At 63.8% G+C, this 20,087-nt stretch carries 18 protein-coding genes; 9 read left to right on the top strand and 9 right to left on the bottom strand.

All coding sequences use genetic code 11. The features are described from left to right. Positions 1 to 170: 170 nt before the first annotated feature. Positions 171 to 1,082 (bottom strand): LysR substrate-binding domain-containing protein, encoded by a 912-nt coding sequence (locus FQ664_RS25385; RefSeq protein WP_144175726.1) that lies wholly within the window; start codon positions 1,080 to 1,082, stop codon positions 171 to 173. Positions 1,083 to 1,357: 275 nt separating this feature from the next. On the opposite strand from FQ664_RS25385, the gene ycaC (FQ664_RS25380) reads away from it, so the two are divergent. After that, positions 1,358 to 1,987, top strand: a complete 630-nt coding sequence (ycaC, locus tag FQ664_RS25380) for an isochorismate family cysteine hydrolase YcaC (RefSeq protein WP_144175725.1) — start codon at positions 1,358 to 1,360, stop codon at positions 1,985 to 1,987. A 196-nt stretch (positions 1,988 to 2,183) separates the two neighbouring features. On the opposite strand, the gene FQ664_RS25375 is transcribed toward ycaC (FQ664_RS25380), so the two are convergent. Continuing rightward, complete coding sequence (locus FQ664_RS25375; protein WP_256676087.1) at positions 2,184 to 2,597, bottom strand: PBECR2 nuclease fold domain-containing protein; 414 nt, start codon at positions 2,595 to 2,597, stop codon at positions 2,184 to 2,186. A 1-nt stretch (position 2,598) separates the two neighbouring features. Further along, positions 2,599 to 2,892: a hypothetical protein gene (locus tag FQ664_RS25370; protein WP_085601142.1), complete on the bottom strand. Its 294-nt coding sequence runs from the start codon at positions 2,890 to 2,892 to the stop codon at positions 2,599 to 2,601. 685 nt (positions 2,893 to 3,577) lie between these two features. On the opposite strand from FQ664_RS25370, the gene FQ664_RS25365 reads away from it, so the two are divergent. Then, positions 3,578 to 3,856: a type II toxin-antitoxin system RelE/ParE family toxin gene (locus tag FQ664_RS25365; RefSeq protein WP_144175723.1), complete on the top strand. Its 279-nt coding sequence runs from the start codon at positions 3,578 to 3,580 to the stop codon at positions 3,854 to 3,856. 11 nt (positions 3,857 to 3,867) lie between these two features. Further along, a complete protein-coding gene (locus FQ664_RS25360; RefSeq protein ID WP_144175722.1) occupies positions 3,868 to 4,152 on the top strand; it encodes a HigA family addiction module antitoxin in 285 nt (94 codons plus the stop codon). Between the two features lie 4 nt (positions 4,153 to 4,156). Here FQ664_RS25360 and FQ664_RS25355 read toward each other — a convergent pair whose 3' ends face one another. Both FQ664_RS25355 and FQ664_RS25350 read right to left on the bottom strand, forming a co-directional pair. After that, the gene (locus FQ664_RS25355; protein ID WP_144175721.1) at positions 4,157 to 5,944 is read right to left on the bottom strand and encodes a monovalent cation:proton antiporter-2 (CPA2) family protein; all 1,788 of its coding nucleotides are present in this window, start codon (positions 5,942 to 5,944) and stop codon (positions 4,157 to 4,159) included. A gap of 244 nt (positions 5,945 to 6,188) precedes the next feature. Then, the gene (locus FQ664_RS25350; protein WP_144175720.1) at positions 6,189 to 7,163 is read right to left on the bottom strand and encodes a GlxA family transcriptional regulator; all 975 of its coding nucleotides are present in this window, start codon (positions 7,161 to 7,163) and stop codon (positions 6,189 to 6,191) included. 180 nt (positions 7,164 to 7,343) lie between these two features. On the opposite strand from FQ664_RS25350, the gene FQ664_RS25345 reads away from it, so the two are divergent. Then, complete coding sequence (locus FQ664_RS25345; protein ID WP_144175719.1) at positions 7,344 to 7,706, top strand: helix-turn-helix domain-containing protein; 363 nt, start codon at positions 7,344 to 7,346, stop codon at positions 7,704 to 7,706. Between the two features lie 73 nt (positions 7,707 to 7,779). Continuing rightward, on the top strand, positions 7,780 to 8,406 hold the full coding sequence (gene ycaC, locus FQ664_RS25340) for an isochorismate family cysteine hydrolase YcaC (RefSeq protein ID WP_144175718.1): 627 nt from the start codon (positions 7,780 to 7,782) through the stop codon (positions 8,404 to 8,406). 116 nt (positions 8,407 to 8,522) lie between these two features. Here ycaC (FQ664_RS25340) and FQ664_RS25330 read toward each other — a convergent pair whose 3' ends face one another. Continuing rightward, positions 8,523 to 13,571 (bottom strand): trifunctional serine/threonine-protein kinase/ATP-binding protein/sensor histidine kinase, encoded by a 5,049-nt coding sequence (locus FQ664_RS25330; protein ID WP_144175717.1) that lies wholly within the window; start codon positions 13,569 to 13,571, stop codon positions 8,523 to 8,525. 238 nt (positions 13,572 to 13,809) lie between these two features. Here FQ664_RS25330 and FQ664_RS25325 point away from each other — a divergent pair, with 238 nt between their 5' ends. Both FQ664_RS25325 and FQ664_RS25320 read left to right on the top strand, forming a co-directional pair. Then, positions 13,810 to 14,802, top strand: coding sequence for a response regulator (locus tag FQ664_RS25325; protein ID WP_144175715.1), 993 nt, complete (start codon positions 13,810 to 13,812; stop codon positions 14,800 to 14,802). After that, positions 14,799 to 15,167 (top strand): response regulator transcription factor, encoded by a 369-nt coding sequence (locus FQ664_RS25320; RefSeq protein WP_178091052.1) that lies wholly within the window; start codon positions 14,799 to 14,801, stop codon positions 15,165 to 15,167. Before FQ664_RS25325 ends, FQ664_RS25320 begins: the two co-directional genes overlap by 4 nt. 272 nt (positions 15,168 to 15,439) lie before the next feature. Here the strand turns inward: FQ664_RS25320 and FQ664_RS25315 are convergent, their stop codons facing one another. The 3 genes from FQ664_RS25315 to FQ664_RS25305 form a co-directional block, all read right to left on the bottom strand. After that, positions 15,440 to 16,930, bottom strand: coding sequence for a YifB family Mg chelatase-like AAA ATPase (locus FQ664_RS25315; protein ID WP_144175714.1), 1,491 nt, complete (start codon positions 16,928 to 16,930; stop codon positions 15,440 to 15,442). A gap of 161 nt (positions 16,931 to 17,091) precedes the next feature. After that, entirely contained in the window at positions 17,092 to 17,445 is a 354-nt protein-coding gene (locus FQ664_RS25310) for a gamma-glutamylcyclotransferase family protein (RefSeq protein WP_144175713.1), read from the bottom strand. After that, on the bottom strand, positions 17,446 to 17,712 hold the full coding sequence (locus tag FQ664_RS25305; RefSeq protein WP_144175712.1) for an accessory factor UbiK family protein: 267 nt from the start codon (positions 17,710 to 17,712) through the stop codon (positions 17,446 to 17,448). It lies immediately after the preceding gene. A gap of 418 nt (positions 17,713 to 18,130) precedes the next feature. On the opposite strand from FQ664_RS25305, the gene glnK reads away from it, so the two are divergent. Continuing rightward, positions 18,131 to 18,469, top strand: coding sequence for a P-II family nitrogen regulator (gene glnK / locus FQ664_RS25300; protein WP_002555808.1), 339 nt, complete (start codon positions 18,131 to 18,133; stop codon positions 18,467 to 18,469). 46 nt (positions 18,470 to 18,515) lie between these two features. Continuing rightward, positions 18,516 to 19,847 (top strand): ammonium transporter, encoded by a 1,332-nt coding sequence (locus tag FQ664_RS25295; RefSeq protein WP_144175711.1) that lies wholly within the window; start codon positions 18,516 to 18,518, stop codon positions 19,845 to 19,847. The last annotated feature ends 240 nt before the right edge of the window (positions 19,848 to 20,087 follow it).

Here is a 20,087-nt window from a genome sequence, read left to right as displayed (position 1 = left end):
ATGAAGGATAGGCAAGGGGGCTTGGATGTGTGTGCTCTGGCTGGTTTTGCCTGTGCCGGCCTCTTCGCGGGTAAACCCGCTCCCACAGGGTCACCACTAGTCCCAAGGCTTGTGCAGTACCTGTGGGAGCGGGTTTACCCGCGAAGAGGCCGGCACAGTCGGCAACCGGCTCAAGCCATGTCGCTGATGGCGAATTCTTCGGCCAGATGATCGATCAGCGCCCGCACCGACGGCAGCAACCCCCGCCGCGACGGGAAGATCGCATGCACGATGCCACAACGCGGGTGCCAGTCCGGCACCAACTCCACCAGCCGCCCCGCCGCCAGGTCCTCACGCACCGCTACCCGTGGCAGGTGTGCAATACCCACCCCGGCCACCACGAAGTGGCGCAAGGCAAACAGGTCGTCCGTCACCATGCGCGGCGTGTGCGGGATGATGATGCTGCGGCTGCTGTCTTCGCCCTGGAACAACTCCCAGTGGTATTCGCGCTGGGCACTGCCCCAATGCACGCTGGGCAGCGTGCCCAGCAACTGTGGGTCAAAGCCCTTGGGCAGCTGCTCCAGGTACTGCGGCTGGCCGACCAGGCACTGGGTACTGTTGCTCAGCACCTTCATCACCATGTCGGTGTTTTCCAGCGGCGGAAAGCGCACCCGCAGGGCAATGTCGAAACCCTCGTGCAGCAGGTCGACGCGGCGGTTGGTGCTCTCGATGAACAGTTCCACCTGCGGGTACTTGAGCATGTAGCGGGTCAACATGGGCCCGACCCAGGAATTGAGCAGGGTGGTCGGGCAACTGATGCGCACCAGCCCGCGCGGTTCGCTGCGGTTGCGCTCGATGATCTCCGCCGCACCCTCGGCCTCCACGCGCATGGCCAGGCAGCGGTTGTAATAGGCCTGGCCGATCTCGGTGAGCGAGCAGTGCCGGCTGGTGCGGTGCAGCAGGCGCACGCCCAGGCGCTCTTCGAGGTCGGCGATGCGCCGGCTGAGCTTCGACTTGGGCATGTCCAGTGCCCGGCCAGCCGGGGCGAAACCGCCGTGCTCGACTACCTGGGTGAAGTAGTAGAGGGAGTTGAGGTCTTCCAATGATCGGTCTCCAGGTACTTGGTTGCCTGTGCCGGCCCTTTCGCGGCTAAGCCCCACAGGTACTGCACAGGGCTCAAGCCCGGCGCCATCCCTGTGGGAGCGGGCTTACCCGCGAAGAGGCCGGCACAGCCCCTGCAAATCTATCGTTCATAAATCAGAACGCTAAAGCCAGATTCTGCTATCTACCGCCACAAAGGTGATGATTTTAATCTGTGCCCATCAACGCGAAACACCCCCGAATGCTGAAAAATTCATAACCCTCAGGAGCACAGACCATGAGCAAATTCACCTACAACCGCCTGAACAAAGACGACGCCGCCGTACTGCTGGTCGACCACCAGGCTGGCCTGCTGTCGCTGGTGCGCGACATCGAGCCGGACAAGTTCAAGAACAACGTGCTGGCCCTGGCTGACCTGGCCAAGTTCTTCAACCTGCCGACCATCCTCACCACCAGCTTCGAGCAAGGCCCCAACGGCCCGCTGGTACCAGAGCTGAAAGCCCTGTTCCCGGACGCCCCCTACATCGCCCGCCCTGGCCAGATCAACGCCTGGGACAACGACGACTTCGTCAAGGCGGTGAAGGCCACTGGCAGAAAGCAGCTGATCATTGCTGGCGTGGTGACTGAGGTTTGCGTGGCATTCCCGGCGCTGTCGGCTTTGGAGGAAGAGTTTGAGGTGTTCGTGGTGACTGATGCTTCCGGCACCTTCAATGAAATGACCCGTGATGCGGCGCATGACCGCATGAGCCAGGCCGGTGCGCAGATGATGACTTGGTTTGGTGTGGCCTGTGAGCTGCACCGTGACTGGCGCAATGATGTAGAAGGGCTGGCGGCGCTGTGCTCCAACCACATTCCGGATTATCGGAACCTGATGACCAGCTATAACGCGTTGACTGCGGGTAAGTAACACCAAGTAATCTGATGGATGGCTTCCGCAAGGGGGCCATCGTTGACTTGGTCCAGGAGTGTTGTTAGCGTTTCACCTGAGCGCGAAACCAGCTGCCATTCAGCGGCAATAGCTGGTGTAGGAACCCCGTCGATGGCTGAATCATCAGCGTCGGGTGAGACCTCCACACCCCGGCTTGAGGGTGTGTATATGAATATCAAGCACGAGCACAGGGCCACTGGTGACAGTGGCCCTTTTCTTTGCTCGGCAGATAAGCGTACCGCTTGTAGAGCAGTTTTCCGTGGCGATGCTTATTCAGTGCCTTTGCATCGCACTGCATGAAATTCCACAGCATTTTGCCGTTATCGAGTGTCACGACCACCAGCATCTGCCGCTTGGTCTCGTACACGCCAATGAACGCCAGCCTGTAGGTGTCATTGGTGTATGCGACCTGCCATACCTCAAATGGTCCAATCAACGTATCCAGCGCTACTTTTACATAGCGTTCCCGGGCGTCTTGTCGCTTCTCGACGATGTGATGGATACAACTGCGTTGAATCCGGATGTCGCCCACTATATTGAGGCGGAGCAGGCCGGTTACCGCAGCCTGCTCTGTGCAAATGCAATGCACTTCAACTTACAGGCTGCGACTCAATCCCATCCAGCAATGCCTCAACCAATCCTTCTGCCATTTCGAGCGCATTCAGGTTGCTCCAGAAAAGGCTCTTGCCGGTTTCATCCAGGTGTTCCAGGGCTTTGTAGCCACAGTCGTAGGCACCGCGCAGGTACTGGGCGACATGCACCAGGGCGTCGTGGGCAGAGACGCCCGGGTTTACTGTGAACAAAGGTGGATGGCCGGCATCGCAGCGGCTGAAGGCGCGCTCTTTGGTGTCGGGAAGAGGTGGATTGGGAACAATTTTTTTCATAGCCAAACTCCGATAGAGGTTGGCCGGCACCATCCGTTTCCACGCGAAGGGTGGCGGCTGCACGCGGGGTGGAAAGCCAGGCTATCGGAACCCCGGCAGGCCATTCGGCCTCCCGCGTGCAACTGCCATGACGACAGCTATTCCGATTACCTGCCGGGTTTCCACACCCGATCGCTGAACCGACAGCGACCCGGTCAGCCTAGAGAGCAGGCCTTCCCCGGACAATCAGACGGGCGTCGACACGAGGCGTAGGATAAATCCTCGGGATTGGCGTAAACGTAGGAAATGGTTCGCGGGGAAGTAGGACCTGGCTGAGAATCGAATGATTTTGTGATGGTTTTTTGTGTTCGCGTAATGGCGGCGAGGTGATCGTCAGAAGATTGCATGATGACCTCCAGGTGCCTGGTGATAGGTTTTGGGCGCCTATGAGATCGAGCGCCGCCCGGGCGGCGCTCGGTCTTGTGGGCGCTGCAACCCTCAAGGCATGCACTCAAAGGCCTCAATTCGGCCCCGGCCATATCCCTTCTTTAGGAAACTTCTTACATTGAAAACGGATGGCATGACGGCGCCAAGCAGGAAGGCCAAGCGCAAACTGGGCAACCCGGAAATCCTTCAGGAGTGCCCCTATGTTCCGTCCCAGTACTAGCTTGAAAAGTGTAAGGTATGACCTTACACTCAGTCGTCAATGATCATAAGTTTCAGGCACAAGGGCCTGAGGCTGCTCCATCAACAGCGTGACTCGTCTGGAGTGCGTGCGGATCATGTCAATCGCTTGCGGCGTTTGCTTGCTTCCCTCGAAGTCGCTCAGACCCCAACAGACATGAACCGCCCCGGTAACCGCCTTCATCCTCTGCATGGAAAGCTGGACAGCTTTTGGGCAGTGAATGTTTCAGGTAACTGGCGGCTGGTGTTCCGCTTCGTGGGTACCGATGTGGAGCTTGTTGACTATCTGGACTACCACTAGGAGGCTCAGTCATGCCCATGTTCGATCCTCCCCACCCTGGGGAGTCCTTGCGAGAAGATGTGTTGCCTGCAATTGGCATGAATGTCTCTGAGTTAGCTCGCCACCTTGGCTATTCGCGGGGGCAGTTATCCACTGTGCTCAATGGGCGCGCCGCCATTTCTGCCGATCTTGCCTATCGCCTTGAGCTGGCGGGGCTGGGGCCTGCCCGGCAGTACCTTGCCGAACAGGCAGCTTACGATCTTTGGCAGGCTGCCCACCGTGAGCATCCTCAGATAGAGCGCTTAGTGTTCGCCTGATTACTCAATCCGCATCCGAATCAAACAACCGCTCCAACTCCGCCCGCGCCTCCTTGGCCGTCTGCATCACCTTGGCCCGGTCATCACGCACCTGCCCTTGGGCCACCAGCACCTCTTCGTCATGCTGGGTAAACCGCGCTATCCGGTCCGCCGCCTGCGCGTCGCTCAACCCCAACCCCACCAATGCGCGGCGGGTCATCTCCAGGCTGGAGTAGAACGTCTCGCGAATCGGCTCGGCGCCGACATCCGCCAACTTGTGCACATGCTGGCGGTTACGCGCGCGGGCCAGCACTTTCAGGTGCGGGTACAGGCGCTTCACCCGTTCTGTGGTGCGAATGGCTGCTTCCGGGTCATCGATGGTGATGATGAAATACTCCGCCTCGCCCACCTTGGCTGCATGCAGTACCTCCGGGCGCAGCGGGTCGCCGTAGAACACCGGCACCTGTTCGAACATACGGGTCATCTCGATGGTGTCGACCGAGGTTTCCAGGGCAATGAACGGAATCTTCTGTGCCCGCAGGATGCGCGCGACGATCTGGCCCATGCGGCCCATGCCGACGATCACCACCCGTGGCGTGTCAGTCTGGATCTGCTTGTACTGCTCCGGCACTTCACGCGCCGGTTGCGGGCGCTTGAGGGCGCGGGCGCAGCCAATCATCAGTAGCGGGGTAATGGCCATCGACAGGGTGATGGTCATCAGCAGCAGGTCGTAGGTCTGGGTGTCGAACAGGCCCTGGTCCTTGCCCAGCTTGAACACCACGAAGGCAAACTCGCCACCGGCAGCCAGCACCATGCCCAGGCGCAGGGCGCTGGCGCTGTTCAGGCCACCGGCCAGGCGCCCGACGCCGATCAGCAGTACCAGCTTCACCGCCACCAGCAGCAGGGTCAGGCCCAGCACCACCAGCGGCATTTCCAGCAGCAGGCGCAGGTTGGCGCCCATGCCGACGCTGATGAAGAACAGCCCCAGCAGCAGGCCCTTGAACGGTTCGATCTGCGATTCCAGCTCGTGGCGGTATTCCGAATCGGCCAGCAGCAAGCCGGCGAGGAAGGCACCCAGGGCCATGGAAATACCGGCTTCTTCCATCAGCCAGGCAGTGCCGATCACAACCAGCAGCGCAGTGGCAGTGGACACTTCCGGCAGGCCGGTGCGGGCCACGGTGCGGAACACCGGGCGCAGCAGGTAGCGGCCGCCGATGATCACTACGGCGATGCTGGCGAACACCTTCAGGCCATGCTCCAGGCTGTCGCCCTGGCTGGTGTCCGGGCCACTGGCGGCCAGCAGCGGGACCAAGGCGATCAGCGGGATGGCGGCGATGTCCTGGAACAGCAGGATGGCGAAGGCCAGGCGACCATGCGGGGCGTTGAGCTGCTTGCTCTCGGCCAGGCTCTGCAGGCCAAGGGCCGTGGACGACAGCGCCAGGCCCAGGCCGAGCACGATGGCCGCCGGTAGCGTCTGGCTGAAGCCGAACAGGGCGATGGCGCCGATCAGCGCGCCGGTCAGCAGCACCTGGGCGGTGCCGACGCCGAACACGGACTTGCGCATCAGCCATAGGCGTTTGGGCGACAGTTCCAGGCCGATGATGAACAGCAGCAGGACCACGCCCAGCTCGGAAATGTGCGCCACACTTTCGGTGTCGCGGATCAGGCCCAGCGCCTGCGGGCCGATGATCACCCCGGCCAGCAGGTAGCCGAGCACGGCCCCCAGTTGCAGGCGCTTGGCCAAGGGGACGGCGAGGACAGCGGCGAGGAGGAAGATCACCGCGGTTTGCAGAAGGCTGCCTTCGTGTGGCATTGGCTCGTACTCCATGAGCTGCCGGGGCAGCGTTAGATCAGGTGGGCGGACAATTCTGGGGAATGTGGGGGGGCCAGACAATCTGCTGTGAGGAAGACACATTGTCCTGAATCAGGTGACAGTCTGTACTGGCCTCTTCGCGGGTAGACCCGCTCCCACAGGGATTACACCGGCCGGAAAGGCGCAGCCGTACCTGTGGGAGCGGGTTTACCCGCGAAGAGGCCGGAACAGGAAGACGGCCTGATCAACTGCCACCAAACTGCGCCCGATACTGCGCCGGCGTCATGCCAATCCGCTCGCAGAACACCTTGCGCATATGCCGGTCACTGCCAAACCCGCATTGCGCCGCCACTACCTTCAACGGCAGGTCGCCGCACTCGAGCAGCTTGCGCGCCCGGTCGATCCGCGCATTCTGCAGGTACTGCAATGGCGTGATCCCCACCTCGCGCAGAAACGTCCGGGCAAAGTTGCGCCCGCTCATGGCCACCAGGTCGGCCATCTTCTGCACGGTAAACGCCTGCTCGATATGGTCGACGATATACGCCTGCACCCGGGCAATCGGCGAATCGTCCCGCGGTATAGCCGCCAGCAGTGGCCCGTAAGGTGTTTGCCCACCCTGGCGATGGCGGGCGACCAGCAGCACCTTGGCCACTTCCAGGGCCAGCGCCTTGCCGTGGTCTTCGGCCACCACCGCCAGCGCCAGGTCTATGCCAGCGGTGATGCCGCCCGAGGTAATCAGGCAGCGGTCAATCACGTAGATCTGCTCGGTCTCGACCTTGGCCTCGGGGAATGCCTGTGCCAGGCGCTCCACGTAGTTCCAGTGGGTGGTGCAGCGGTAGCCGTCCAGCAGCCCGGCCCGGCCCAGCAGGAACACCCCGGTGCAGATGGCGCCGAAGCGTTTGGCCCGGCGCACGGCCTGGGGCAGCCAGCGCTCGATGCCTGGCAGGGCGATGTCATAGGCCCCCGGGCCGCCTGGCACCAGCAACAGGTCGACGGCCTCCGGCAAGTCCTCCAGACGCAGGTCGGCTATCACTTTCAGCCCGCATGAGCCGCGCACCGCCGCTTGCCCCTCGGCCAGGGTCAGCAACCGGTATTGCCGCTCTGCAGGCAAGAACCGGTTGGCGATGGCAAACGCATCCATGGGGCCGGTGACATCCAGCAACAACACATCATTGAACAGCACCATGGCCACGGTGCGGTGGGCGGGTGTTTCCTGCATGGCTCTTTTGCCTTGAATGCCGGCCGCCACTAGCGGCCTGAAGCTGAATACGAAACGCATCTTAAGGTATCGGCAAAACCGCCAGGGCCAGCAGTGCGCAATTAACAACAATTCAGGTTTGGCTCAGGACTTTGTCATGCGCCGGGGGCGAGACTTTCTGCATTGAACAGGAGAGTCGCCATGTACCCTGGGACGCCCCAAGCGCCGCTGCAAACCCCCGGTGCCCTGACGCCTGCGCGGTTGCGCCGGGCCAAGGAACTGATGTTGTACAGCCCGTTGTCGATCATCGAGATCGCCGGGCTATGCAACCTCACCCGCAGCCATTTCTCTCGCGCGTTCAAGGTCAACACCGGCCTCTCGCCCCAGGCCTGGCGCCTGCTGGCACGCATGGAAAAGGCCAAGCGCCTGCTCGCCACCGAGGCGCCGATCACCCATGTGAGCCTGGAATGCGGCTTCTGCGACCAGGCCCATTTCACCCGCGCCTTCAGCCGTATGGTCGGCCAGCCACCCAAGGCCTGGCGCCAGGCGCAGGCCCATCCTTAAGCCGAACCTATCCGCCGGTATATCCCCTTGTGGACAGTGCCGGCCCGTTTTCCCAACCCAAGGAGTCACCCCGATGAGCCAACCCGATTACAAGCGCCTGAACAAAGACGACGCCGTGGTGCTGCTGGTCGACCACCAGACCGGCCTGATTTCGCTGGTGCAGGACTTCTCGCCCAACGAGTTCAAGAACAACGTGCTGGCCCTGGGCGACCTGGCCAAGTTCTTCGGCTTGCCGACCATCCTCACCACCAGCTTCGAGCAAGGCCCGAACGGCCCGCTGGTGCCTGAGCTGAAAGAGATGTTCCCGGATGCGCCGTATATTGCCCGCCCTGGCCAGATCAACGCCTGGGACAACGAAGACTTCGTCAAGGCGATCAAGGCCACCGGCCGCAAGCAACTGATCATCGCTGGCGTGGTGACTGACGTGTGCGTGGCGTTCCCGACCTTGTCGGCGCTGGCAGAAGGTTTTGAAGTGTTCGTGGTGACCGATGCTTCGGGCACCTTCAACGAAACCGTGCAGCAGGCGGCCTGGGTGCGCATGACCCAGGCGGGTGCACAGATGATGAACTGGTTCTCGGTAGCCTGTGAGCTGCACCGCGACTGGCGCAACGACATCGAAGGGCTGGGTAACCTGCTGTCGCAGCGCATTCCCAACTACCGCAACCTGATGAACAGCTATGCGGCCTTGAGTGGCCGTTGATGTAAACCTGTACTGGCCCCTTCGCGGGTGAACCCGCTCCCACAGGTACATCACAGCTCTTGAATTCTGTGTAGTTCCTGTGGGAGCGGGTTCACCCGCGAAAGGGCCGGTACAGGCTAAGAAGGATTCACCGGCAAAGTGAAGCGAATCCGGCACCCACCCAGCTCCGACACCAATGCCTGCAACTGCCCACCATGGGCCTGCACCACCGAGCTGCAGATCGCCAAACCCATTCCCATGCCGCCGGTCTTGGTGGTATGAAACGCATCGAATACCCGTTCGCGCTCATCCGCAGCTATGCCCGGCCCGTTGTCGTCCACGCAGACCTCCACCCCATCCCCGACCACCGCCAACGCAAGCTGCAGTACCCCATCGCTGCGATACCCGGCCAGCGCCTCCAGACCATTGGTAATCAGGTTGAACACCAACTGCTGCAACTGCACCGGGTCGGCCATCACGCTCACCCCCGCCTGCAACCGCGTCTGCACGTCCACCATGCCCTTGGCGGCATCGGCCGAGGTCAGGCGCACCACTTCGCGGATCAGTTCGTCCAGCTTCACCACCTGGAGTTGCATCGGCGACTGCCTGGCCAGCGAGCGCAGCGCACGCACGATGTTGGCGGCCCGTTCACTGTCGTTGCGGATGTCTTGCAGGCCTGCAATCGCCTCTTCCAGGTCGGGCTTGGCGCGCTTCAGCCAGCGCAGGCTGGCAGCGGCGTTGGAAGCGATGCCCAGGAGCGGCTGGCTGATCTCGTGGGCGATGGACGCCGACAGCTCGTTCATCATCTGCAGTTGCGCGGTGCGCGCCAACTCCGCGCGGGAGCGGCGCAACTCGGCCTCCATCTGGGCGCGGGCCTGGTTGTCTTCGGCCAGGCGGGTGTAGAACTTGGCGGTCTGCAGCGACACCGCCGCCTGCGAGGCGAGGATTTCCAGCATGGCCAGGCGCTGGCTGCCGAACAGGTTCGGCACCAGGCGGTTCTCCAGGTACACCAGGCCGATCAGCACGCCCTGGATCACCAGCGGCAGGCACAGCACCGAACGGGCATTGCGCGCCTGCAGCTGCTGGCGGAAGGCCTCGGGGCAATCGCTCTGGGCATCGCTGAGCACCAGCGGCTTCTTGGTGCGCATGGTGGCGTTGATGATCGATAGCGGCGCCTGGGTCATGAACTTCTGGCAGTCGTCCATGCTCACGTGCAGCCCGGTGTCGTCGATGTGGGCGAGTGCCGCCATCTGGAACTCGGCACCGCTGACGATCAGCAGCGCGCCATGGTCGGCGCCGGAGTGCTGGGTCAGGTGGCCCATCAGGGTTTCGATCAGGCCTTCGAGCAGCACTTCCTCGGACAGCGCCCGTGCGGCCTCGATGCCGGCTTCCAGGTCGAGCTTGGCCTGGTGGCTGGCGCGGCAGGTTTCCTGGATCGGCTGGGTGCGCAGGAACGGGTGCAAAGCCTCCAGCTGGTGCACCTTGCCGGTCGCGCCCCAGATATGGAAACAGTCGCGGGCGATACGCAGGTGCAGGTTGGCGCCGGAGATCAGGCCGCTGGGGATGCACACCTCGGCCAGCTGTTCGTGGGCCAGGGCCTGCTCGTGGATGAGACCGGCGGCGGTGGCGGCGATCTGCGCCTGGTCGAAACAGCGGATGGCGGCCAGGCCGTCACCTTCGAGCCTGGCGATCACGCCTTCGATCAGCAACAGCTTGTTGCGGAAAGTGGCCGGGTTGAAGCCGGCCCAGCGGTCGAAGCGCTCGCGCAGGGCCTGCAGCTCGCGCAGCTTGTCGGCAAGGCTGCCGGCGGCTTCGGGGCTGCCCAGGGCCAAGCCGCGGAACAGGTGATAGTCGGCCAGGTTGATGTGCGCCGGCGCCGCCCAGGTGTTGTCGCCGGCCAGTGCCAAGTTGCGCATGGCCTGTGGGATATTGCCCAGGTAGAAGTCGCACATTCCGGCTAGCAGGTGCTGGAAGAACCGTGTGGTGGGCGATTTCGAGGCTGCGGCCGAGGCCGGGCAGGGCGTGCCGCTCAAGTTGGCGACGAACGCTTGCTGGGCCAGCAGGATCTGCTCGACATCGCGGTAGCCGTAGCGCCGCACGGTGGCCAGGCCTTGCGCCACTTCCTCGGCCACGTCCGGCAGGTGGCGGCCCATGAACAGCGAGTCGGAAACCAGGTGGTTGCAGGCATAGCAGCTCATCGCCAGATCGCCGCTCAGGCGCGCCGAGTCGACTGCATCCAGCGCGGTGCGACGGGCGAACTCCATGGGCGAGGTCCAGGCGCTGACCTGGTCCAGGGCCAGCAGCGCGCTGGTCAGGTCAGCCTCGAAACCGTGCCGCTCGATCAGCTTGAGCGCGGCCAGGCAACAGGCATGGCCGTCATGGTAGGCGCCGAAGCGCTCGGCAATCATCACCCCGTACCAGGCCATGCCGTAGGCGCTGCCTGGGGCAACGCCGTGCAGCAACGACAGCTCCATGAGTTTGGCCAGGTGCAGGAAGCAGATGTCGTCCTTTACGAAAAACGATGACGACAGGGTCGCCAACAGGCTTATGGCAACCGTCACTTCCTCTGAATCGGTGCGCGGCAGCGACTCCAGGCAGTGCCGGCCTTTCTGTTCGACCAGCGCCTGTACATGGGCATGACTGGCCTCGACCTGTTGCCAGTCGACGCCCCGCACCGGGCTTGCACCCAGCAAGTCCAGGCCGGATATGGCGCTGTTGATGGCCGCCTGATAGTCGCCGCGCAAGGTGTGCAGCAGTGCCTGCAGCCGGCACACCCGCGCCTGGTCCAGTGCCGAGCGTGCGCGCTGGCGGCATTCAGTGATGCGGGCCTCGGCCGCGATCATTCGCGACAGTTGCATGTCGCACTCCGTCGCCATGCAGGCGATGGCAAAACCATGCGTGGCGCGGCTTTCCAGGGTGGCGCCGTGGTGCAGCAACTGCTCGGCGGTGTGCAGGTAGCCAGCGGTCTGCTCGAAAGCACCGCCGTCGCGTGCGCGTGCCGCTGCTTCGCGTAAAAGCTGCAGGAACACTTCACAGTCATCCGCTGCAAACCCGCATGGGCTGGCGCGTTGCAACTGGCTGGCAAGCTCGAACAGCACCTCGTGCAAGTCGTCTTGCCAGGCGTGACGCATGGCCAGGGCAATACGTGCATGCAGCGGGGCACGCTCGCGTGCGGGCGTGAGAGCGTATGCGGCCTCCATCACCCGCTCATGGGCGAAGCCCAGGCCGTTCTGGCCCGCTTGCAGGAAGCCCGCGCCAATCAAGGCGTTCAACGGTTCGTCGGGCACTTGGGCGAGGACCTGGTGAAGCAGGCGTTCATTGCAGCGGCTGCCCGCCGCGCTGGCCACCCGCAGCAGGTCGCGCTGCGCCGCTGGCAGGCGCGCCAGGCGGTGGATCATCAGGTCGGCGACATTGTCGGAATAGCGATGGCGGGCCACGGCCTGCAGGCACCATGACCAGCGCATGGCCTGGGTGTCGAAGGTGAACAGCTGGTCCTCGACCATGGCCCGGAGGATCTGGTTGATAAAGAACGGGTTACCCGCCGTCTTGCCGTGCACCAGCTCGGCCACCTGCAATGCGTCCTCGGGGCCGACGTGGTAGCGCTCGCCGATCAACTCGGTCACCGCGCCCACGCTCAGGGGCCGCAGGTTCAGCATGGTGCTGCGCACCGCTGCGGGTAGGGCAAGGGGCGCACTGCGGGCTGGTACATCAGTGCGCCGGGCGAAGATCAGCAACAGGTTGCCGGGCGCGTCAGCCAGCAGTTGCGTCAACAGCTGCTGGCTGGCTTCGTCGGCCCACTGCAGGTCATCGAAGAACAGCACCAGCGGCTGGCCGGGGCGGCTGAACACCTGCAGGAATTCGACGATCGCCCGCAGCTCCTTCTGCAGCGCCAGGCGCGTGGGCTTGGCCGGCAACTCGGGCAGGGGGCCAAGGATCAGTTGCAGGTCCGGCGCCAGCTTGCCGAGCAGCTGGCCGTGGCCTTTGATGCGGCGCAGGATTTCGCGGCGCAGGGAGTCGAGGTCCTGGCTGTTCTTGGCCAGCAACTGGGTGGTCAGCGCGCCGAGAATTTCGACCCAGGGCGCGTAGGGCACGGCCTGGGCAACGCCGTTGCACTGGCCGATGGCCCAGTAACCCTGGGCGTTGGCCTTGAGTGCTACCTCGACCAGGCTCGATTTGCCCATGCCGGCGGCACCGTTGATGAACAGGACGTGTGGCTTGCTGTCGCGGCGCAGGGCCTTGAGCAGCAGGGCGATGGCTTTCTGTTCGGCGCAGCGGCCATACAGGCGTGCGCGGCTGGGCGTGGCCGGGTCGGCACAGCCTGGTTCGAAGGCCTCCATCGTCTTGCTGGCAGCCCATTGCCGCTGGCAGTGGGCCAGGTCCACCGCCAGGGCGCGGGCACTCTGGTAGCGGGCGTCCGGCTCTTTGGCCAAGGCCTTGGCCAGGATCCGGCTGAGGGGTTGCGGCACATTGCTGTCCACTTCGCAGGCCGCTCGCGGCTGCACACCGGCGTGCAGCTGGCGCCAGTGCCGGGTGTCGCGCCCGGCCAGCGGCAGTTCGCCCAGCAGTAGCTGGTAGAGGATCGCGCCCAGGGCATAGATGTCGCTGCGTCGGTCGCTGCTGCTGCCGTGCGGGCAGACCTGTTCCGGCGCCAGGTACGCCCAGTTGCCGAGCGGGGTGCCCTGTTCGTTGATCAGCGCCGACGGTTCGGCGCGAAAGCAGCTCAGCCGCACCTGCTGGTTGGCGTGCAGGCACACATGCTCGGGCTGCAGTGCGCCGTGCAGCACGTTGCGTTCATGGGCCTGGGCCAGGGCCGTGGCCGCGCTCACCGCGATCTCGAGAAACGGCGCCAGGGCCGTCGGGCCTTCAGCGATCAGGTCGGCGATGCAGCGGTTGGCCGGGTATACCAGCAGCGGGCCTTCGGCCGAACGCACGAACGCCGAGGGGATCACCGCCCACTGCGGGTCCAGTTGCAGGCGGTAGTCACGCTCCAGGCGCTGGCAGGCGGCGGGGGCTTCGCGCGGGGCGCGCACGGCGATCCAGGCCTGGTGGGTGGCAGGGTCGCGCAGGCGGAAGTAACTGAGCTCGCCTTCCTGGCCCAGCGCGCTGATATCGCACCGGTTCAGCCAGCCCTCGTCGATCGACTGGTCGTAATCGATGGGCCTGTGGGCGAGGCGTTCATCGAGCATAAAGCACCCCTGCTAGCGACATCCTGACGCGTGAGTATACGCAGCGGGCCCAGTACGAACGCGGGCTGCAGCCTGCTTGGCAGGAACGGACACGCTGTTGTCCGTTATCGTCCCCTGGGGGCTGGCGGGCTTTTGTATAGTCATCAGGCCAACCTATCCCTCGGGATAATTGTCTGAATGCGTACGCAGGCCTAGGCTGGCGGGGCTGCGAAAACGCCCGTGCCCGCGCGAGGAAGCCATGATCCGGATCGGTAATGCCCAGGTGTCGCTGGAGCGGCGCGAAGCCTTTGTTGACGGCAAGCCGATCCTGTTGGGCGGGCGTGCCTTCGAGGTGTTGGCCACGCTGATCAAGGCCAAGGGCCGGGTGGTCGGCAAGGACGAGCTGTTCAGCCAGGTGTGGGCCGGCACGGTGGTCGAGGACAACAACCTGCAGGTGCAGGTGTCCTTGCTGCGCAAGGCCTTTGGCGACCGCGGCCTGATCCAGACCGTGCCACGTCGGGGCTACCGCCTGGCTGCCGAAATCAGCCTCGAGGTACCTGGCAAGGTGCTGGGCCAGTTGCCGCCGTGCGCCGTGGCCGACACGGTCGAGCCGCTCGATGAGCGCTTGAGCGTGCCGGTGCTGGTGGTGGATGACGACCCGTCGGTACGCACGGCGTTGGCTCGCCTGCTGCGTTCCCAGGACATCCCGCATCATTTGTTCGCCAGTGCCGAGGCGCTGTTCGAGGCCCGCCTGGAAAGCCCCTATGCCTGCCTGTTGCTGGACATGCACCTGCCCGATACCAGCGGCCTGGAGGTGCAGGACGCGCTGCGCCGGCTGGCGCTGCCCTGGCCGATCGTGTTCATGACCGGCTTCGGTACCATTCCGATGACCGTCCAGGCCATGCGTGCCGGGGCAGTCGAGTTCCTGACCAAGCCGTTCGACGAAGACCAGTTGCTGACACTGCTGCAGGCGGTGCGCACGCGTGCCGTGGCCGAAGGGCGCAAGTGGCGCCATGCGCGGCAGGTCGAGGAAAAGTACCAGCGCCTGACCCAGCGCGAGCGCCAGGTGTTCTCGTTGGTGGTCGGTGGCCTGTCGCACAAGCAGATCGCCAAGCAGATCGGCACCAGCGAGGTGACGACCAAGGTGCACAAGAAGAACATCATGAACAAGATGCAGTCCCGCTCGCTGCTGGAGCTGGTGGCCATGCACAACGTCATCGGGGTGCAGCCTGAGAACCTGGGCGGCGCATGAGCAGAGCGGTGTGCATCGTCGACGACGATGCGTCGGTGCGCAAAAGCCTGGCCAACCTGCTGCGTTCGGCAGGGCTCGAGACCTTGTCGTTTGCTGCGGGGGACCTGTTTCTGGCCTCGGCATTGGCGCGGCAGGCGGGGTGTGTGCTGCTCGACCTGAAGATGCCCGGGACGAGCGGGCTGACGGTGCAGCGCGAACTGGCCCGGCTGGGGTGGCATTTGCCGGTGATCTGCATGTCGGCGCATTGGGACGAAGGCGCGGTGCGGGCGGCGATGGCGCTTGGCGCGCTGGTGTGCCTGGGCAAGCCATTTTCTGAAGAGGTGCTGCTGAAGGTGGTGGAAGAGGCTTTGGCGGGCAGCCAGTGATGTTTTGCACATGACCCATTGACTTGGAGAAGTCCTGTAGGAGATCACCCAGCCCTTTGGGCTGCGCTGTCGCGCAGAGAACCGAGTTCGCAAGCGGTGCGCGTACCCTGTGTGCGGCTTTAGCCGCGAAGAATCCAACGCGGTGCATGGCACCGGCTGCGCCGGTGTTCGCGGCTAAAGCCGCTCCCACAGAAACCCTGCTAATTCAATGAGTGATGTGCAGTTCTATGAGGGCTGGCTTGCCGGATGGGCTGCAAAGCAGCCCCGGCAATCTAACTGCTCCCTGGCCGGTACTGCAGGGCCTCGGCCAGATGCGCCCGGCCAATCGCCTGGCTACCCTCCAGATCCGCCAGCGTCCGCGCCACCTTCAGTAACCGGTGTGCCGCGCGTAACGACAGGGTCAGCCGCTCACAGGCCCCCTCCAGCCAGGCCTGGTCCGCCGCCGCCAACCCACAATGGCGGCGTAACCCCGCAAGGTCGAGAAAGGCATTCGCACACCCTTGCCGGCGCTGTTGCACTTCACGTGCCCCGGCCACCTTGGCCGCGACATCGGCACTGGTTTCGCCGCAGGGCTGGTTGTTCAGCGTGGTGCTCTCGCGGGCCACGGTCAGGTGCAGGTCGATACGGTCAAGCAACGGCCCGGACAGCTTGTTGCGATACCGCGCGATCTGCTCGGTGCTGCAGCGGCAGCGGCCAGTGGGGTCGCCCAGGTAGCCGCAAGGGCAGGGGTTCATTGCTGCCACCAGTTGGAAACGTGCGGGGAAACGCACCTTGTCGCGGGCCCGGGCAATCACGATCTCGCCCGACTCCAGCGGCTCGCGCAACACTTCCAGCACACGCCGCTCGAATTCCGGCAGTTCATCCAGAAACAGCACGCCATGGTGGGCGAGGGTGATTTCGCCTGGTTGCGGCCGGCTGCTGCCGCCGACCAGTGCCGGGCCGGAGGCGGAGTGGTGCGGATGGCGAAAAGGCCGCTGCGGCCAACTGCTCAGTGGCGTATGGCCGCTGACTGACTGGATCGCCGCCACTTCCAGCGCCTCGTGCTCGTCCAGTGGTGGCAGTAGCCCGGGCAGGCGGCTGGCGAGCAAGGTCTTGCCGGTACCGGGAGGCCCGGTGAACAGCAGGTTATGTGCCCCGGCCGCAGCTAGCAACAGTGCGCGTTTGGCCGCCAGTTGGCCCTGGACCTCGCTCAGGTCCGGGTACGGGCGGTGCTGCAGGATCAGGCCGTTGGCGGCATACGGTGGCAACGGCACCTGGCCGTTCAGGTGGGCGACCAGCTCCAGCAGGTGCCCCACTGCATACACCACCAGCCCGCCTGCCAGGCTGGCTTCCTCGGCGTTCTCCCGTGGCACCACCAGCGCCCGGCCTGCTTCGCGTGCCGCCAGTGCCGCGGGCAACACGCCCTGCACCGGGCGCAACTTGCCAGACAGCGCCAGTTCGCCCAGGCATTCGAACGCGGCCAGGGTGGCCGTTGGCACCTGGCCATCGGCGGCGAGGATGCCCAGGGCAATGGCCAGGTCATAGCGCCCGCCATCCTTGGGCAGGTCGGCGGGGGCGAGGTTCTGGGTGATGCGCCGCTGCGGGTAGTTCAGCCCGGAGTTGACGATGGCGCTGCGTACCCGGTCCTTGCTTTCCTTGACCGTGGTTTCCGGCAGGCCGACCAGGGTGAGGTGGGGCAGGCCGTTGGCCAGGTGGGTTTCGACGCTGACTGCCGGTGCCTGCACGCCCACCTGGGCGCGGCTGTGGACGAGGGCTAGGGACATGGACGCTCCGTTGTCGCTGATAAGGGCCGCTTCCTGCGGCTTTGCAAGCATAGCGAGCACGGCCCGGAGCGGCCCAAGAAGTGTGCGTCGTGATTTTTCAGGCAGGGATTCCCCTGCATTCTCACCCCGTTCGGTTCGTGCCTGTTGCACACCCGAGAGACTCAGGCGCGTACATAGACCCAGGCGGTCAGGCCCGAAGCGAGGGTGACGGCCACGCGCTTGTAGTCGGCGACTTCATAGCGGTCCGCCGCCGCCAGCTCTTCTTCGCTGATCTGGAAGACCATGCCGGCCACGCTGTCGTCGGCCTGGCTGCTGGGGCTAACGATGGGGTGATGGGACTTGCCGCTGGCCGCCAGCACGGCCGGGTCGGTGATCTCGACCCAGTCCTGGCGGTAGCCCGGCATGCAGTCGGCCTGGCCGCCCAGTTCGCGGCCGAAGTTGGCCAGTTGCACGGCCTTGTCCTGCAAGGTGCCGTAGGAAAACAACAGTACCGGGTATGCGCTAGAGGGTTGCATTCATTCGTCCTGTGGGGTCGGGTTCAGCCGGGCTTCCAGCTCGGCTACTTGTGTCTCCAGGGCCTCGAGGCGTGCACGGGTGCGCGCCAGTACGACCATCTGGCTGTCGAATTCTTCGCGGCTGACCAGGTCCAGCTTGCTGAAGGCACCTTGCATCAGCACCTTGAACTGGCTTTCCAGTTCGGCGCGGGGCTGGGCGGTATCACTGCTGAACAGGCGCGAGGCCTGGTCGCTCAGGGCATCGAGAAGGGCTTTGGGCGCGAGCATGATTCGGCTGTCCACGGATACTGAGAAATGGCCGGCAGTGTAGCACGGGCGACCCCGGCCTTTTGGGTGTTGCCTGTACTGGCCTCATCGCCGGTACAGCCAGATCAGGAGCTGGCATTTGCACATTTTTCGAGCAGTGTGCCAGGTCATGGCGCACCGAATTTGTGCATGTTTTCCATGCTGGCGACTGGCCAATCCCGACGGATTCACATAACTCACTGTTTTCCCGAGCGTTGGCGGAACTGGCAAGGTTTCTGCAGTGACCCGTATGAGCCATGCACTGATGCAGTTCCTTGTGACCAGGCAGTGCGCACGCGGAGCCGGATGCCGACGACGCGTTACAAAGCCAACCGCTGCGCTTAGACTTGAGACGGGTTTGTTTTCCTGGGGCAAGTCCACCAAATCGGGAGAGAGTTTCATGAAGCTAGTCACAGCCATCATCAAGCCGTTCAAGCTGGACGACGTGCGCGAGTCGCTGTCGGAAATCGGCGTGCAGGGCATTACCGTCACCGAAGTCAAAGGCTTCGGTCGGCAGAAGGGCCACACCGAGCTGTATCGCGGTGCTGAATACGTGGTCGATTTCCTGCCCAAGGTGAAGATCGATGTCGCCATCGATGACAAGGACCTTGATCGGGTAATCGAAGCCATCACCAAGGCAGCCAACACCGGCAAGATCGGTGACGGCAAGATTTTCGTGGTGAATCTGGAGCAGGCGATCCGTATCCGTACCGGCGAAACCGATACCGACGCGATCTAAGCAGCAACAAAGCCTCACCAAACCCAACGCCCCAGGAGAAAACAACATGACTCTGCGTAAGATCGCAGGGCTAGGAGCCCTATTGTCCCTCGTAATGCCCGGGCTTGCCCTGGCCGAGGAAGCTGCCCCAGCGCTGAACTCCGGCGACACCGCCTGGATGCTGACTGCAACGGCGCTGGTGCTGTTCATGACCGTTCCGGGCCTGGCCCTGTTCTATGGCGGTATGGTGCGTTCCAAGAACGTGCTGTCGGTGATGATGCAGTGCTTTGCAATCACTGGCCTGATGAGCATTCTCTGGGTCGTCTACGGCTACAGCATGGCCTTCGATACCACCGGTATGGAAAAGGGCGTGCTCAACTTCAATTCCTTCGTCGGTGGCTTCTCCAAGGCGTTCCTCAGCGGCGTCACGCCCTCGAACCTGACCTCGGCTGCTGCGCTGTTCCCTGAAGCGGTATTCATCACCTTCCAGATGACCTTCGCCATCATCACCCCGGCGCTGATCGTCGGTGCCTTCGCCGAGCGCATGAAGTTCTCCGCGATGCTGGTATTCATGGGCATCTGGTTCACCCTGGTCTACGCGCCGATCGCGCACATGGTCTGGAGCGGTGACGGTGCGCTGATGTGGGACTGGGGCGTGCTGGACTTCGCTGGCGGCACCGTGGTGCACATCAACGCCGGTGTCGCGGGCCTGGTCTGCTGCCTGGTGCTGGGCAAGCGCAAGGGCTACCCGACCACCCCGATGGCCCCGCACAACCTGGGCTACACCCTGATGGGCGCGGCCATGCTGTGGATCGGCTGGTTCGGCTTCAACGCAGGCTCCGCCGCCGCCGCCAACGGCACTGCCGGCATGGCTATGCTGGTGACTCAGATCGCCACTGCCGCAGCGGCCCTGAGCTGGATGTTCGCCGAGTGGATCGGCCACGGCAAACCGAGCGCCCTGGGCATCGCCTCGGGTGTGGTCGCCGGCCTGGTCGCCATCACCCCGGCTGCCGGTACCGTAGGCCCGATGGGCGCCCTGGTGATCGGCCTGGCCTCGGGTGTGATCTGCTACTTCTGCGCCACCAGCCTCAAGCGCAAGCTGGGCTATGACGACTCGCTGGATGCCTTCGGCGTGCACGGCATCGGCGGTATCGTCGGCGCCATCCTCACCGGCGTATTCGCAGCCCCGGCGCTGGGCGGCTTCGGTGCCGTCACCGACATCGGCATGCAGGTCTGGATCCAGGCCAAGGGCGTGATCTTCACCGTGGTCTACACCGCCGTCGTCACCTATGTGATCCTCAAGGTGCTGGATGTGGTGATGGGCCTGCGGGTCAGCGAAGAAGAAGAGTCGGTCGGCCTCGACCTGGCTCAGCACAACGAGCGCGGCTACAACCTGTAACTGCGGCGCGGTAAAAACTTGCCCGGCTTGCCGGGCATTTTTTTTGCCAGATTTTTAGCATTTCCCGCACGGCAAACGGTTTATCCGTCACGTTCGCGACGTAGGCAGAAAACTTACAAAACGCAGAGCATTCATGGTGCTTTGCTTTTTCTGCTGGCGCGCTAGAATGCGCGCCGAAGGGTGTTTGACGAGTAGTCCACACGCTTCGCCAGCCTTTGCTAGGCTTGCCAATAGCGTGTG

The organism is Pseudomonas persica (assembly GCF_900291015.1).
Classification (GTDB): Bacteria; Pseudomonadota; Gammaproteobacteria; order Pseudomonadales; family Pseudomonadaceae; genus Aquipseudomonas.
Note: the sequence above shows the minus strand (reverse complement) of the source record. Positions and strands in the feature narration are given on the sequence as shown.

Bases quoted from the DNA above. Each gene is read 5' to 3' on its own strand.
- ycaC (WP_144175725.1), top strand. From the start codon at position 1,358: ATGAGCAAATTCACCTACAACCGCCTGAACAAAGACGACGCCGCCGTA.
- FQ664_RS25370 (WP_085601142.1), bottom strand. From the start codon at position 2,892: ATGAAAAAAATTGTTCCCAATCCACCTCTTCCCGACACCAAAGAGCGC.
- FQ664_RS25365 (WP_144175723.1), top strand. From the start codon at position 3,578: ATGATCATAAGTTTCAGGCACAAGGGCCTGAGGCTGCTCCATCAACAG.
- FQ664_RS25360 (WP_144175722.1), top strand. From the start codon at position 3,868: ATGCCCATGTTCGATCCTCCCCACCCTGGGGAGTCCTTGCGAGAAGAT.
- FQ664_RS25355 (WP_144175721.1), bottom strand. From the start codon at position 5,944: ATGCCACACGAAGGCAGCCTTCTGCAAACCGCGGTGATCTTCCTCCTC.
- FQ664_RS25350 (WP_144175720.1), bottom strand. From the start codon at position 7,163: ATGCAGGAAACACCCGCCCACCGCACCGTGGCCATGGTGCTGTTCAAT.
- FQ664_RS25345 (WP_144175719.1), top strand. From the start codon at position 7,344: ATGTACCCTGGGACGCCCCAAGCGCCGCTGCAAACCCCCGGTGCCCTG.
- ycaC (WP_144175718.1), top strand. From the start codon at position 7,780: ATGAGCCAACCCGATTACAAGCGCCTGAACAAAGACGACGCCGTGGTG.
- FQ664_RS25330 (WP_144175717.1), bottom strand. From the start codon at position 13,571: ATGCTCGATGAACGCCTCGCCCACAGGCCCATCGATTACGACCAGTCG.
- FQ664_RS25325 (WP_144175715.1), top strand. From the start codon at position 13,810: ATGATCCGGATCGGTAATGCCCAGGTGTCGCTGGAGCGGCGCGAAGCC.
- FQ664_RS25320 (WP_178091052.1), top strand. From the start codon at position 14,799: ATGAGCAGAGCGGTGTGCATCGTCGACGACGATGCGTCGGTGCGCAAA.
- FQ664_RS25315 (WP_144175714.1), bottom strand. From the start codon at position 16,930: ATGTCCCTAGCCCTCGTCCACAGCCGCGCCCAGGTGGGCGTGCAGGCA.
- FQ664_RS25310 (WP_144175713.1), bottom strand. From the start codon at position 17,445: ATGCAACCCTCTAGCGCATACCCGGTACTGTTGTTTTCCTACGGCACC.
- FQ664_RS25305 (WP_144175712.1), bottom strand. From the start codon at position 17,712: ATGCTCGCGCCCAAAGCCCTTCTCGATGCCCTGAGCGACCAGGCCTCG.
- glnK (WP_002555808.1), top strand. From the start codon at position 18,131: ATGAAGCTAGTCACAGCCATCATCAAGCCGTTCAAGCTGGACGACGTG.
- FQ664_RS25295 (WP_144175711.1), top strand. From the start codon at position 18,516: ATGACTCTGCGTAAGATCGCAGGGCTAGGAGCCCTATTGTCCCTCGTA.